The 13984-nt window shown below is 45.7% G+C and carries 13 protein-coding genes; 6 read left to right on the top strand and 7 right to left on the bottom strand.

The genetic code is table 11. The annotated features are described in order from the left end of the window. Positions 1-503 precede the first annotated feature (503 nt). Positions 504-2708 (top strand): SpaA isopeptide-forming pilin-related protein, encoded by a 2205-nt coding sequence (locus FFM77_RS14240; protein WP_137635088.1) that lies wholly within the window; start codon positions 504-506, stop codon positions 2706-2708. A gap of 129 nt (positions 2709-2837) precedes the next feature. On the opposite strand, the gene FFM77_RS07160 is transcribed toward FFM77_RS14240, so the two are convergent. The 4 genes from FFM77_RS07160 to FFM77_RS07145 form a co-directional block, all read right to left on the bottom strand. Then, on the bottom strand, positions 2838-4190 hold the full coding sequence (locus FFM77_RS07160) for an FAD-dependent oxidoreductase (RefSeq protein WP_137635087.1): 1353 nt from the start codon (positions 4188-4190) through the stop codon (positions 2838-2840). 314 nt (positions 4191-4504) lie between these two features. Continuing rightward, positions 4505-5002, bottom strand: coding sequence for a GNAT family N-acetyltransferase (locus FFM77_RS07155; RefSeq protein ID WP_137635086.1), 498 nt, complete (start codon positions 5000-5002; stop codon positions 4505-4507). Positions 5003-5081: 79 nt separating this feature from the next. Next, on the bottom strand, positions 5082-6998 hold the full coding sequence (locus FFM77_RS07150; RefSeq protein WP_137635085.1) for a M13 family metallopeptidase: 1917 nt from the start codon (positions 6996-6998) through the stop codon (positions 5082-5084). A gap of 213 nt (positions 6999-7211) precedes the next feature. Continuing rightward, on the bottom strand, positions 7212-7886 hold the full coding sequence (locus FFM77_RS07145; RefSeq protein WP_137635084.1) for a Crp/Fnr family transcriptional regulator: 675 nt from the start codon (positions 7884-7886) through the stop codon (positions 7212-7214). Positions 7887-8250: 364 nt separating this feature from the next. Here FFM77_RS07145 and FFM77_RS07140 point away from each other — a divergent pair, with 364 nt between their 5' ends. The 4 genes from FFM77_RS07140 to FFM77_RS07125 all read left to right on the top strand — a co-directional run bounded on the left by FFM77_RS07140 (position 8251) and on the right by FFM77_RS07125 (position 10016). Then, complete coding sequence (locus tag FFM77_RS07140) at positions 8251-8490, top strand: heavy-metal-associated domain-containing protein (protein WP_223876800.1); 240 nt, start codon at positions 8251-8253, stop codon at positions 8488-8490. An 85-nt stretch (positions 8491-8575) separates the two neighbouring features. Continuing rightward, entirely contained in the window at positions 8576-8797 is a 222-nt protein-coding gene (locus FFM77_RS07135) for a heavy-metal-associated domain-containing protein (RefSeq protein ID WP_171001006.1), read from the top strand. An 11-nt stretch (positions 8798-8808) separates the two neighbouring features. Further along, on the top strand, positions 8809-9366 hold the full coding sequence (locus tag FFM77_RS07130) for a Dps family protein (protein ID WP_137635081.1): 558 nt from the start codon (positions 8809-8811) through the stop codon (positions 9364-9366). Between the two features lie 455 nt (positions 9367-9821). After that, on the top strand, positions 9822-10016 hold the full coding sequence (locus FFM77_RS07125) for a hypothetical protein (RefSeq protein ID WP_137635080.1): 195 nt from the start codon (positions 9822-9824) through the stop codon (positions 10014-10016). A gap of 61 nt (positions 10017-10077) precedes the next feature. Here the strand turns inward: FFM77_RS07125 and FFM77_RS07120 are convergent, their stop codons facing one another. The 3 genes from FFM77_RS07120 to FFM77_RS07110 form a co-directional block, all read right to left on the bottom strand. Continuing rightward, positions 10078-10350: a metal-sensitive transcriptional regulator gene (locus FFM77_RS07120; protein WP_137635079.1), complete on the bottom strand. Its 273-nt coding sequence runs from the start codon at positions 10348-10350 to the stop codon at positions 10078-10080. A gap of 8 nt (positions 10351-10358) precedes the next feature. Next, on the bottom strand, positions 10359-10679 hold the full coding sequence (locus FFM77_RS07115; RefSeq protein WP_137635078.1) for a thioredoxin family protein: 321 nt from the start codon (positions 10677-10679) through the stop codon (positions 10359-10361). 200 nt (positions 10680-10879) lie between these two features. Continuing rightward, positions 10880-12793, bottom strand: coding sequence for a heavy metal translocating P-type ATPase (locus FFM77_RS07110; protein ID WP_137635077.1), 1914 nt, complete (start codon positions 12791-12793; stop codon positions 10880-10882). A gap of 113 nt (positions 12794-12906) precedes the next feature. On the opposite strand from FFM77_RS07110, the gene FFM77_RS07105 reads away from it, so the two are divergent. Then, on the top strand, positions 12907-13872 hold the full coding sequence (locus FFM77_RS07105; protein WP_137635076.1) for a GDSL-type esterase/lipase family protein: 966 nt from the start codon (positions 12907-12909) through the stop codon (positions 13870-13872). Positions 13873-13984 lie beyond the last annotated feature (112 nt).

The following is a 13984-nucleotide window of genomic DNA, read 5'->3' as shown; positions in this document are numbered from 1 at the left end:
AAAATTAACGATTGATTATTTTAAGCTCGGTCATTTAGCCGAGAGTTTGGTTTCAAAAAGGGTCATAGTTTAGCAATTAACTGGCAGGTAAGTGTACCAGTCATGATTATAACAATATCGATAGCTTGTGAATTAAGAAGTCAGATTCTTAATTCACAAGCTTTTTCTACAATAATGACGTTAATCATCACGTTAGCTAGTTAGCACAGGGTGGGGCTGGATGACGCTCAGTGACCACCACGTTTCAGCTGATTCTGATTCAACGGGAGTGACAAGTTAACTCAATCTGATTTTTGCACGTCAAAAGTTTTGTTTGGCGAGTTGCTTAATGAATCGTCTGGATACGTTCTGACCCATAAGATGCAGTATCGTACAAATGGTAGTAACGGTTTTGGTCTTAATGACTGATAACCGGTAAGGCTAAGTTAGAGAATAGGGAGTGAGGGAAACTTGAAAACTTAAGTTGCCAGCTAAGCGTTTAAATAGAATTGGGGGTAAAAGCGATGCGCAGCAAATTCATGGCAGTGCTACTCGGCCTAGTTGCGTGCTTAGCATTGCTGCTTACCATTGGTGGTACGGCACAGGCGAAAGTGATCGAGACGTCTGGGCTTAATGGCAGTGATGCCACCGTTAAAGACCGGTATGGTAATGTCATTACCGATACGACGACGATGAGTAAATGGAGTAATTATGATGTTGGTTATAATTGGTCGATTCCAGACGGTGTCAAGATTCAAGCTGGCGATACCGCGATTGTTCAGTTGCCTGAAGGTGGGATGAAGGCGTCAGATTTGACGATGCCGTTAGTTGATTCGACTGGTCAGACGATTGGGACATTTACGATTAAAGCTGGTGAAACGACTGGGACGATCACGTTTAACGATGCCTTCGCACATACGTCTATTAATCGTAAAGGAACGCTGAATTTCTATGCGAAAGGGAGTACCACGGGCGATGTGCATTTTAATTGGACCGTCAATAAAGTTGGCTGGGTCGCCGGACGCGATGAGAATGGCATTCCGACGGAGGTCACGTGGAACGTGGCCTTTAACCCAACTGGCAAAGATTTAGGAACGGTCGTTGTTCACGATACGTTGGGACCTAAACAAACCTTTATCCCAGGATCAGTTGTGGCACATACGGGTACCTATGATCAAAATGGTCATTTCAACGCAACTGGGACAATTACCCCAACGGTCGTTCAAAACGGCAACGAGCTGACCTTTACCTTTGAGAATGTCAATACCGCGGTTAATGTGGTGTATAACGCTAAACTAGGTAATCCTGAAGATAGTGGCGAAGTGGTGAATACCGCGACCATGAATGGAGAAACTGTTAGCGGCCAAGTCACTTGGGGCGGTTCCGGGACTGGTCAAGGTGATCCGTCCGGTGGTTCCGTCAAGTTAACGAAGACTGATGCGACTACGTTACAAGCCATCGCCGGGGCTGTCTTTAAGTTAGTTGATAGTAAAGGCGACGTGGTTAAAACTGATTTGACAACGGATGCCAAAGGTCAATTGGCTTTGGACAATTTGGCACCTGGCAAGTATACCTTTGTTGAAACTAAGGCGCCAGATGGCTATGCGTTGAATACGGAGCCAATTCCGTTCGAAATTATCGAAGATTCGACTGCCGTAGCCAACGTTGAGTTAGCGGATAAAGAAGTGCCACATACTGGGGCCGTTACGTTAACCAAGACGGATGCAGCCAGCAAACAAGCTTTAGCAGGCGCCGTTTATGACTTACGCGGCAGCGATGGTGAGGTGTTGATCTCTAACTTAATCACTAATGCTAAAGGTGAGTTACACTTGGATAACTTAGCACCTGGTAAGTATCAATTAGTCGAAGTCAAAGCACCAGATGGGTATGAGCTAGCCACCGAACCAGTCTCATTTACGATTGTGAGTGGGGAAACGGCTACAGTTATGGTCACTGCGACTGATACGAAGACCCCGACGAATCCAAGTGAACCTGAAAATCCAGAGAACCCAGAGAACCCAGAGAATCCAGAGAACCCAGAAGAACCCGGGACACCAACTGAACCGGGTAATCCGGAGAACCCAGAAGAACCTGGGACACCAACTGAACCAGGCAAGCCGGGGGAACCTGAAAAGCCTGGTGAACCTGGAACAACTGAACCAGGCAAACCGGGAGAACCTGAAAAACCAGGTGAACCTGGAACAACTGAACCTGGTAATCCGAGTGAGCCTGAAAAACCAGGTGAACCTGGAACGACTGAACCCGGTCATCCAGGTAATCCTGACGATGAAGGATCCGGTCAGACCGGTGTTCCAACTGAACCCGGGACACCAACGCATCCGGCTAAACCTGAAAAACCAGCGAAACCAAGCTATCCAGGGACTGCTGGTCAATCTGAACAGCCCGAAATTCCCGGTCAATCTGGGACCACGACTGGTCAAACAACAACACCAGCAGTAACGCCAAGTCAAGCTAATCAAGGAACCACCAACGGGCCGACAGCCAGTTCAACAACTGGCACGACCACGGGTGCTGGTTCCACAACTAGTGGGATCCCGGTCAACGGGACGACTGGTAATGGGACGGCTGCCGCAAGCAGCAATGCGACAACAGGTCGGTTACCACAAACTGATGAATCAGGGACGCATCCGCTAGTCGCCTTAATTGGGACCATCTTGTTAGTCATTCTCGGCGGCTTTGGTCGTTGGACATGGCGGCGGCAAGCATAGTGCGTCGGCATAAGTTTGAGCGGCACGTTTAACGACGTGCCGTTTTTTAGACAAAGAAACACCCCAGCAACCGCGCAGTTGTTGGGGTGTTTTCGTTAACCTAAACGGGGGTTAGGGTCAAAGGGATCCTTATTCGGTCACAGCTTGATCAGCTTGGGCAATGGCTGCTTGACCTAAGATGTTCAAGTAGTTAAATGGCCGGTCAAACTGTGGTTGGAAGAACATGTCAACAAAGCCGAGATCATCAATCGTGTTGTTATTTTGAATCATCACGGAGATGGTGTTGGCGGATTGTGACACATCATATTTACTCATAAATTGCGCACCCAGAATTGCCCGAGTTTCAGGATTATAAACCAGTTGCATGAGTACTGGTGTGGTCGTTGGCATGAATTCTGGTCGATAGTTATCTTCAACCGTAACGGCCGCAGCAGGGATGTTTTCTAATTGCGCATGTTCTAAGGTCATCCCCGAAGCACAGATGGTCGTGTCAAATAACATTAAGCCGGAAGTTGATTGCGTGCCCATATATTTACGCGTGGGTTTGAAGATATTCAGTCCCACTAAGGTTCCTTGACGAACGGCGTTAGTTGCTAATGGAATATAAGCGTCTTTGTGGGTTGGATTGTAATGGACAGCCACTGAATCGCCGGCACCATAAATGTCAGGGTCAGAAGTCTGCATATAATCATTGGTAATAATAGAGCCATTCTTATTCATGTCGACTTTACCTTTCAGCAAGCCGGTGTTTGGCCGGAAACCAACACAGAGAATGGCCATGTCAGCGGTGTATTCGCCTTGGTCCGTGGTAACGGTGACGGTGTCGCCATCACCGCTAAAGCCTTTAACCATTTGATTTAAGGCCAGTTTGATGCCGTGGTCAACAAAGTCTTGTTGCACGCGGTCAGTAAATTCAGTATCTAAATATTTATTTAAAATTCGAGGAAGACCATCAATTAACGTGACTTCTTTCCCTTGACGTTGATAAGCTTCAACGAGTTCAGTTCCAATGTAGCCACCGCCAATAACGATAATGCGTTTGGCATCTTTGGCGTCAGTCCATAACTTTTGGGCATGGTCCCAGTTCTTGCAAAGATAGACGTTGGGATTATCGATACCATCGATTGGTGGAATGATTGGCCATGAACCAGTTGTGACAACCAACTTGTCATAGTGATCAGTAGTCGTTTCACCACTAACTAAGTTCTTGACCGTGACCACGTGTTGGTCGGTATCGATGTCGGTCACGTCGTGTTCCATTTGAACGTTAGCGCCAAGTTCGGCTAATTTTTCGGGGCTAGAATAGAATAAACCTTGTGGATCTTTAACTTCGCCGCCTAGATATAGCGCGATGCCACAAGATAAAAAGGAAACGTTGTCATTTTTTTCATAAACGGTTACTTCGGTATCGGGATTTGCCGTTAAGATCTGATTAACAGCGGCGGTGCCTGCGTGGGTACAACCAATGACGATAACTTTCATTCTAAAACACTCCTTAGTCAATGTACGAATCTTCACAAGAAAGATTGTATAACGTGAATTTGTTAACAATTATATTGTACTAGATTAAAAAGAAAACGCAACCATAAAGTGGTTAAAAGTTTACGCCGTTGACCAATCGAGTGATAAACAGTCTTGAGTTGAGTGAGACTAGTCAGGTTTGAAAACTTAATTATCATGATAACTAGCAACGACCGGAATCGTTTTGGCTAGGAAACTAAAGTTTGTTAATTAACCGTCTAAATCAGAAACAGTCCTCACAAGCATTATGCTCGTAAGGACTGTTTAAACTAAAACTATGGTAATTGATAGGTGATTCGGTCGGTGGTAGTTGCTGGGGCTGACCGGAAGTGAAGCGCGGTTAGGACTTGAGTTGCAATGGTATCGGTGACGGGTAAGGTGACAGTCAGCTGGGTGAGCCCCAATTCTTGTGTGCCAAACTCAGTTAGGCGGGTATACAATTCGGCTAACGTGGTTTGTTGATGGGCAGCCGGCATGACGTGCACTTGGAGGGTTGCCGTCTGCTGATCAGTATCAATCGGATCAAAGCCGGCTTGACCGATGAATTGATCATCTGCTCGCCGACTGATGCCCCAGACCAACTTTTGGTCGTGGAAGATGTCACGCATCGTGTGGTTAATTCGGTCGGCAGTTGTCAGCATGGTAGGTACCGTCTCAGTCACCGGGGTAAATTGTTGATAAAAAGCCAAGACGTCTTTGGCCCGGGCTTTAGTTAGCCAATCAAACGTATAGTGGGGCGTTAAGATTGGATGGTATTTTTCAAATTTGGGCATGGTGCACTCCTTTCAGTCAATAAGAAGAGCGCGAGAGTTATTCTCGCGCTCTACCGTACTTTTGTTTTTGAAATGATGATTACCAGATCTTAACGCGTTGGTCCGGTGCTAAGTACATCGGATCAGCTGGTTGAATATCGAATGTGGTAAAGAAATCATCGAGGTTCTTAACTTGGACGTTGGCCCGTAGCTTAGCTGGGGCATGGACGTCAATTGAGAGCAATAATTGCATATATTGCTTGGTGGCTTTCATCCGCCAAACCATTGCCCAGTTCTCAAAGAAAGCGGCCAAGTCGACCTGATCCTCACTCTTAGCAGCTTCTTCGGCACAACTAAGGCCACCAGCATCGGCAATGTTTTCCGAAACGGTCAACGTCCCGTTAACTTTGGCACCGGCAAAATCTAAGCCATCGAATTCGTTGATCATTGATTTGGCCAGTTCTTTAAAGTGCGCGGAATCGTCGTCAGTCCACCAATTATGCAAGTTCCCAAATTCATCGAATAAGGCCCCATTATTATCAAAGGCATGAGAGATTTCGTGAGCGATGACCGCTCCAATCCCACCGTAGTTAGCACTAGGTGCTTGTTCGAGACTGTAGAATGGCGCTTGTAAGATGGCAGCTGGGAAGACAATGATGTTCATGAATGGATGGTAATAGGCATTCACCGTATCGGCACTCATTTCCCAACGGGTCCGATCAGTCGGCTGATTCCATTTGGCAAACATGTCTTTGCGAGCAACGCGACCAAAATGTAACACGTTGCTTAAGACACTGCCGCCTTCTGCTGCGCTGTGGGTCTTAAACTTAGTGAACAATGGGTCAAGCTTGTCAGGATAACCGACTTGAATGCCTAAATTATCCAATTTGACGATCGCTTTTTCCCGGGTTGCGGCGCTGAGCCAAGTATTGGCTTGTAGTCGGTTCTTATAAACACCGATCATCTTTTCGACCATGCGATGCACATCGGCCTTGGCCGTTTCACCAAAGTATTTGTGACCATAGTAGAGACCGACAACTTGGTCAAAAGTACCGGCAGCTAAGTAGTAGGCACTCTTGGCTTGGCTACGTGGCTCTTTCTGCCCAGATAACGTCCGGGAATAAGTCGTCCCCACCGTCCGCATGTCATCGCTAAGATAACCGCTGAGACGTTGGACTAACTTCGCTTTCATCCAGTTCTTCATCATATTGAAGTTTTCTGGATTGATAACGTCGTTAAAATGATCGAAGAAAGCGGGTTCTGGTAAAATGACCGTTTCCGGATTACCCGCAATCACTGAATAGGTAATCGCCGCTAAATCGAGGTAACGACTGGTATTCGTAAAGTCTTTAAAGCTGCGGGGATTATACATTTTACTATAGTCGGCCGCTTCTTCAGCACTTTTGACCCATGGCACGATCAGTCGATCGAATTTCAACGTATCATCGACGATTTGTTGCGCTTCGGCTTGATCGTAACCGGTCATTTGCAAGAGCTTGAGCATCATTTGCCCATAGACGGCTAATAGCTTTGGTCCTTGTTGATTGCCCTCATCATAGTATGTCTTATCAGGTAAAATCGTCCCGGGCGCTTGTGCAAATAAGGCATTAACCTTGGTATTCTTCATATCGGCATCGACATCGAGGCTGAATGGCAATGGTAAGCCATCGTAGATCCAGTCAGGCATGCGGTGTTGCAAGTCAGTTAAGTCACTGAGACTATCGATTTGTTTTAAACAAGGTTGAATCGGTTGGGCACCTTCCGAGTTGCGCTTGGAGAAGTCCGTCGTTAATTGATAAAATTTAATGAATTCGGCGACTTGCGGGTCGGTCGGGGCAACATCGCCCGCGGCCATCGCGTCAAAATCATGCATAAGCGTTTTTTCGATAGCATCAACAAGGTCCATGAAGCCCCCAGTCGACGCATGGTCGTCTGGAATTTCGGCGGTCTTGAGCCATTCACCGTTGACGGCATCGTACAGATCATTTTTCACTGCTGCTTGACTGATTGTAGCCATTAAATCCACTCCTCGATTAATTTTCTAATTCAACGTTAATTATAACGTAGATTTTGTTTCGTTGCGCTGATTGTGTCGGCAAAAATCAAGCGGGGTGACGGTTGTTATTTTCAGCAGGAAAGACGCTGAAAAAGAGTCAGTAGGAGAGCCAACAATCAGTACACAAAACTAGCGGTTCAGCAGTCGGTGACGACGTTTTGAACCGCTAGTTGCTTATTCCACTAGTAATAATTGATCGGCATCGTTGATTTGGATCACTTTGCCAGGTTTTTGAGTAATTAGGCCTTGTTTTTCGAATCTAGTCAGTTTACGGCTAATTGTTTCCGGCGTGGTCCCCAAAAAGGTGGCCAGGTCTTTTTTCTTTAGTGGTAGTTTAAAAGCTTGAACGTCTAGTGAAGCGGCTGTTTCGGTCAGATAATTAGCCAAGCGCGCTTCCACGGATTCGGTGGCCGTACTAGTGGTTTGCTTTTCTAGTTGGGTCAAGCGTTTGCCGAAAACATTCAGCACATTGATGCTAATGCTTGGATATTGTTGCATTAGTTGTTGAAAGTCGTCACGACGAATACTGCAAATATCGGTCGGTACTAAGGCTTCCGCGTAAGATGTTCGCTGCTTATTTTCGAATAATGCAGCCTCGCCATCAATATCACCGGTCTGCAATAGATAGAGTAACTGTTCGCGACCATTGGCAGCTAATTGGTAAACTTTGACCTGACCGCCAGCGACAATCAATAAGGTATCTAAGGAATCTTCAGCGTTGAACAGGGTCTCACCAGTTTGGTAATGATGGTGTTGAACGATCGATTCGATGGTATCTAATTGTGAAGCTTCAAGTTCTTGAAAGATGGGCACGAGTTGAACACATTCATGAGTAGCGTGTGCTGACATGGCAAAAACCTCCTTATAAATCTTCATCATAACTATAACAGATATTTTTCAACATCGACTTTTTATGTCTAGATTATTAATAATTAATATTTTGAGTGACTTTAATGCTGGTTAAGTTTTCCGCCTGCCGGTTGGTTCCTAAAATGCCGGAACGCCATGGGCCATTTTGAAGCCGAAGTGCGGTCTTCAAAGCTGGCCTTGGCCTAAGTCCGAGCAGCCCACTCTGGTCCAACCAGAGTGGCAACTAACTATGATTATCATACGCGCAAAAAAGAATTTATTTCTTGATGGCGGTCAAGTTTTAATTGGCGGATTCTCGTTATGATAGAGCCATCAACTTGAGATAACGATCACGGAGGTAATGATGATGACAAAAGCAATTATGCAACTAGATACGTTAACCTGCCCATCATGTATGACTAAGATTCAAAAGGCCTTAGCTAATCAAACGGGTGTCGCTAGCGTCAAAGTGTTATTCAATGCCAGCAAGGTCAAGCTTCAATTTGATGACACCCAAACGACAGCGGATCAACTAGCCGCGGTCGTGACGGGTCTTGGCTATACGGTTAAAAGTATTAAAGTTAAACAACCAAAAGTTGCGTAAGCTTGACGGCGGTCAAGTTTTTAAATGAACTTAGCCGTTATGATAAGAACATCAAGTAAAACAAATCAATTCGGAGGTAATCATTATGGCAAAAGCAACGATGCAATTAGGAACCTTAACCTGCCCATCATGCATGACTAAGATTGAAAAGGCGGTCGCTAATCAAACGGGCGTTGAAAAAGTTAAAGTATTATTCAATGCCAGCAAAGTGAAAGCTGATTTTGACGACTCAGTAACGAGTGCAGATCAATTATCAGATGTGGTCACTGGCTTGGGGTATGAAGTTGAAAGCATGAAGGTTAAATAGGAGGAATTCGCATGAGTGAACTAACAATTGAAGATCAATACGCCGCAGAATTAAAGCAAAGTGATATCGACCATCATGTCCCAACTGCTGGGGCCATGACGAATCATATCTTATCAAACTTAATGGTCGAATACGTCAAGTTAAACCAAGTTAAATGGTATGTTAAAGGTGCTAATTACTTTGGGTTACAAGCTGAATATGACCGCTTGTTACAAGAGAATACAGCCCACTTTGCTGAATTGGGCGACCTGTTATTAGATGAAGCTCAGAAGCCTTCTTCAACGACAGCCGAATTAACTAAGTATTCAATGCTGGAAGAAAATGGCGCGTTCAAGTATAGCGATGCTGATACGCTGGTGGCAGCGACGATTAAAGATTTTGATACCGAAAATCTATTCGTTGACCGGGCCATCAAGTTGGCGGAAAAAGAAGAACGCCCAGCTTTAGCCGCTTGGTTAGTCGGCTACCGTGGCAGTAATAATCGCAATATTCGTCAGTTGCAAGCCTTTGTGGGTAACGAGGCACGGACTGGTTTGGACGAAGAAGACGATGATGATGACGAAGATTAACCGTTACTGAAATTAAGTACGGCCTGAATCAGTGAAAACTGATTCAGGCCGTTTTGCTGTCAACGAACGCCAGCTATTGGTTGTGTAAATTATGGGTCAGGTTAGTTTAGGTTGGTATAGATGTTATGATTAGCGAAGCAACTTAAGATTGATGGTAGCAAGTAAGGGTTGGTTGAAGTTGCCGCCTACCGGTTGGTTTCTAAAACGCTGGAACGCTGTGGGCCATTTTGAAGCTAAGGCCCGATCTTCAAAACTGACCTTGGCCTAATTCCGAGCAGACCACTCGCGCTAAGGCCAACGACACGGCTGAGCATTTTAGAAACCAACTAGCATCAAGTGCATTCTTTGTATCGATGTTTATGATCATGGCTAGTTGCGTGAGGCTAGAATTCTGCGCTATACTAACGCTAACAAAAAACAAAGTATTTAAGTTAACGGCGTTGGGGGCAATGAAGATGACAGTAAGTGATATTATCGTCTGGACATTTGTATTTATCTTGTTTACCGCCTTTGTCACAATTGTGACGACCGCCGTCTTAATGCGGCAGGCGAAACGACACCCACGTGATCCCCAGGAACCCAAAGAAGATGACTGGGATCGTGATGACTGGTCGAAAGATGACTGGAAAAAGGGCGGTTGGGACAAATAGATTGGTAAAATTGAATAAATGAAAAGGCGTGCTGAAAAATCGGCACGCCTTTTTAAAAGTCTTATTTGGTTTTTAATAACAGGTCCAATGAATGGGTCAGCTTTTCAGCATCAACGTTAGCTTGATCGTCGACGCAATTGGTAATATTGCGAGCAATAACCAGCTTCATTGCCTTATCAACGCTAGATTTAACTGCGGCTAATTGGACCAGGACATCTTCACAAGGCCGATCTTCAGCCATCATGCGTAAGACACCGTCGAGCTGGCCAGCGGAGCGCTTAAGACGAGTCGTAATTTGTTTACTGGTCACGTAACTATCGGTTGTCGTTGTCATCGCTTCACCTACTCGAGGGCTTTTTTTAGTTCGAGTTCAAAGTTGGCTTTAGGCCGGGCGCCAACCAGGTGGCTGACCACTTCACCGTCACGCTTGATTAGGAAAGTTGGAATCCCTTGGACTTGGAACTGACTCGCTACGGCTTGGTCATTGTCAACGTTTAAGGACACAAAGTTTACTTTGTCTTTGTAAGCTGGATCTTCTGAGAGTGATTTCAGAATTGGGTCCATCATCTTACATGGTGGGCACCAGTCGGCCCGAAAGTCAACAACGGCAATCCCTGTATCAGTTTCAGCAGCAAAATCTTGGTCATGAATTTCTTTAATCATTAGAAAATCCTCCAGTTATGATTACCCTAGTAGGTATTAGTTAATAAACGTGTGTTTTAAAGGAAACACTTAGAACTTTTAAGCAACGATTCTTAATGAGTACGCCATTTAATATACCCCCATAGGTATAGTAAAGCAACTATTTTGTTTAATCGAAAAAATAACCTACCAAATTGGCAGGTTATTTAAAGGGGGTTAGCTTAAGCAGTGGTCGTTTTCGGTTGCGCAACCAGTGCTGGTTGGGCTTTATCAAATTTAGTTTGGAACTTGATTAAGCGCATCGCGTTGAAAATGACGACTAAGATGCTGGCTTCATGGACGAACATGCCGCTAGCCATGTAAATGTAACCGAAGATTAAGCCAATCAATAAGAAGGCTACCGTAGCAATTGCGATGAAGATATTTTCGCGAGTGTTTAGGACGGTTTTCTTGGCTAAGCCGTGAGCATGAACTAAAGCTGGAAAGCTGGATTGCATTAAGACAACATCGGATGTGTCAATGGCGACATCTGTCCCGCTACCCATTGCAATCCCAATATCAGCGTTGGCAATTGAAGGACTATCGTTGATGCCATCACCGATGAAAGCAACGGTATTACCGGCTGCTTTCAATTGTTTGACGTAGTCGACTTTTTCTTCAGGGAGTAAGTTTGCATGAACTTCATCAATGTTTAATTCCCGGGCCACGGCGTCCGCAGTTAATTCATTGTCACCAGTCAACATGACCAAGCGTTTGATTCCTTGGGCTTTTAAGGCGGCAAGTGATGCTTTGACGTTTGGTCGTACTGTGTCTGAAATACCAAAGATTAATTGGACAATGCCATCGATGGCCATGATAACAGTTGATTTACCAGCATGCTGCATGGCATTTAAATCAGCAGCTTGAGCGGTAGTTAAGTCAATATGATGGGCAGTTAACATCTTTTGATTCCCGATGACGACTTGTTGATGATTGACGTCGGCACAGATACCTTGGCCCTTGACCGTTTCCGTATTGTCTAAAGTTGGAACGGTCGTTGCTTCAGCTTTCTGACCGGCATAATCGATAATTGCTTTGCCAAGCGGATGATCGGAAACGCCTTCGATGGTGGCGGCTAAAGTTAATAGTTGGTCGGATTGACCGGTGTATTGCTTAAAGCTTGAAACGGCGGTATTGCCTTCGGTTAAGGTCCCCGTTTTATCGAAAACTAACGTATCGACTTTGGCAAACGTATCAACGACTTCGCCACCCTTGATTAGGATGCCGCGTTTAGCGCCATTCCCAATCCCGGCGACGTTCGAGACGGGTGCGCCAATGACCAACGCCCCAGGGCAACCGAGGACCAACACGGTAATCGCCAGTCGGAAATCACGCGAGAAGACGAAGACTAATGCGGCCAAAACTAAGACAGCGGGGGTATAATACTGAGCAAAGCGGTCGATGAATTTTTCAGCTTTCGACTTTGTGTCTTGGGCTTCTTCGACCAATTCAATGATTTTAGCAAAGGTCGTGTCGTCACCGACTTGGGTGGCTTGAATCTTTAAGTAGCCGTTTTCGACTAAGGTGCCTGAAAAAACTTGGTCGTCTAAGTTTTTGTTGATTTGGCGGGATTCACCAGTAATTGAGGCTTCATTAATATAGCCGTTACCTTCAACGACAACACCGTCAACGGGGACTTGGCTCCCAGTCTTGACTAGGACGACATCACCTTCGTCAACATCATCGACGTCGACTTCTTCAGTACCGTCATCAGTCACTAAGGTAGCGGTGGTTGGAGACATATCTGTTAAGCCTTTGATAGCGTTACGTGTCTTTTGTAAGGTCTTGCTTTCGAGGTAAGAACCGAATAAGAAGAGGAAGGTCACAATGGCGGATTCGTTGAATTCACCGATGATGAAGGCCCCGATAACGGCGATGCTGACTAAGAGTTCAATACTGAAGACTTTATTGATCAGCGCACTCCAAGCTCGCACAGCAATTGGAATGACGGCGATAATAGACGCAACGGCTAAAATAACTTGGTAGCCGAGGGTAAAGTTAATGAGATATTTGCTGAGATAACCAAGTACGATTAAAATCCCAGTAATGAGCGTAATTTGGTTCGTATGTTTAGTTAAAAATTGTTGAAGTTTCATATTTAGGGCTCCTTACGTGATTTGATGACCCTAGTATATAAGCAATACCTTGATTGGAACTTGATGGTAGTCAAGTTTGGCAAAAGAGAATGAATTTAAATGGAGGCAGCGACATGCATTATCAATTAACGACGGCCAATAATCCGGTCATGACGGCCTATTTTCAAGGGCGCTGGGCAGCCAAAGAGTTGCAGCAGACGCCCGTGATGACTAGTACGAACTTAGGGGCCGAGTTCTGGCTGCAAGTGACCGGTGCCAGTTATATCACGTTGGCATTTTTAAATTTGACGACGATTAGTAGTTGGCTTGCGGTGCAAATTGATGGCTTGCCTTATCAACGTTTCCCAGTGGCAAGTGCCCCGATTCGATTAACCTTAGACGCAGCCCCGCATATTTTGCGCGTGGTGATGAGTGGTAATACTGATGAGGATCAGGTCTGGACGACCGCGGCAAGTTTTGCGGTCAAAGGTGTTCAGACAGATGGCAAATTGGCAGCTGTTAAGCCTGGTCAGCACAGTATCACCTGGATTGGTGATTCACTGACGGCTGGTTGTTGGGTCGCTGGTCGCCAGCCTGCGGAAGATTATCGTGGCGAAGCTAACTATGCGGCAATTGCGAGTGACTTGCTAGATGCCCGGAATGTTCGGCTGGCCTATAGTGCCATTGGCCTCAGTAAACCTGGAACGGGTGGCGTCCCACCACTACCAGATGTGTTAACGGCTTTGGATCGATCAACGCCGTGGGAACCGGTACCGACGGATGTGGTGGTGGTCAACGTTGGGACGAATGATGGCCGGTTAACGGCCGATGAGTTTGCTGCGCAATTGAGACAGTTTTTAAATCAAGTTCAGACGTTGTATCCTAATAGTCGCTTAGCGGTCATGATCCCGTTCAGCCAGCGTTTTGACCGAATCATTCGGTCAGTCGTGGCCAGCTTTATGCAGATTGACCTGATTGAAACTGCGACTTGGGAGCCTACGACTACGGATCATGTTCATCTTGATAGTGTTGGTTCGCAAGTGGCTGGTCAACTGACGGCGGCTGCGTTGCGTCAATTGTATCCACGGATCTTTAACTAACTGGTAGATAGAAGTGTTGTAATGCTTGATATTAGTTATGCTTGGTGCTAGTTGGTTTAAATTGCCACTCTGGTTGGTCCAGAATCGGCTGGAACGTGGTGGCCACGTTTGT

This window comes from Lactiplantibacillus songbeiensis, assembly GCF_005405125.1.
Lineage (GTDB): Bacteria > Bacillota > Bacilli > Lactobacillales > Lactobacillaceae > Lactiplantibacillus > Lactiplantibacillus songbeiensis.
The sequence above is the reverse complement of the archived record's forward strand: the minus strand, read 5'-3'. Positions and strand labels throughout refer to the sequence as shown.

Coding starts and splice junctions, on each gene's coding strand:
- FFM77_RS14240 (WP_137635088.1), top strand. CDS start 504: ATGCGCAGCAAATTCATGGCAGTGCTACTCGGCCTAGTTGCGTGCTTA.
- FFM77_RS07160 (WP_137635087.1), bottom strand. CDS start 4,190: ATGAAAGTTATCGTCATTGGTTGTACCCACGCAGGCACCGCCGCTGTT.
- FFM77_RS07155 (WP_137635086.1), bottom strand. CDS start 5,002: ATGCCCAAATTTGAAAAATACCATCCAATCTTAACGCCCCACTATACG.
- FFM77_RS07150 (WP_137635085.1), bottom strand. CDS start 6,998: ATGGCTACAATCAGTCAAGCAGCAGTGAAAAATGATCTGTACGATGCC.
- FFM77_RS07145 (WP_137635084.1), bottom strand. CDS start 7,886: ATGTCAGCACACGCTACTCATGAATGTGTTCAACTCGTGCCCATCTTT.
- FFM77_RS07140 (WP_223876800.1), top strand. CDS start 8,251: ATGATGACAAAAGCAATTATGCAACTAGATACGTTAACCTGCCCATCA.
- FFM77_RS07135 (WP_171001006.1), top strand. CDS start 8,576: ATGGCAAAAGCAACGATGCAATTAGGAACCTTAACCTGCCCATCATGC.
- FFM77_RS07130 (WP_137635081.1), top strand. CDS start 8,809: ATGAGTGAACTAACAATTGAAGATCAATACGCCGCAGAATTAAAGCAA.
- FFM77_RS07125 (WP_137635080.1), top strand. CDS start 9,822: ATGACAGTAAGTGATATTATCGTCTGGACATTTGTATTTATCTTGTTT.
- FFM77_RS07120 (WP_137635079.1), bottom strand. CDS start 10,350: ATGACAACGACAACCGATAGTTACGTGACCAGTAAACAAATTACGACT.
- FFM77_RS07115 (WP_137635078.1), bottom strand. CDS start 10,679: ATGATTAAAGAAATTCATGACCAAGATTTTGCTGCTGAAACTGATACA.
- FFM77_RS07110 (WP_137635077.1), bottom strand. CDS start 12,793: ATGAAACTTCAACAATTTTTAACTAAACATACGAACCAAATTACGCTC.
- FFM77_RS07105 (WP_137635076.1), top strand. CDS start 12,907: ATGCATTATCAATTAACGACGGCCAATAATCCGGTCATGACGGCCTAT.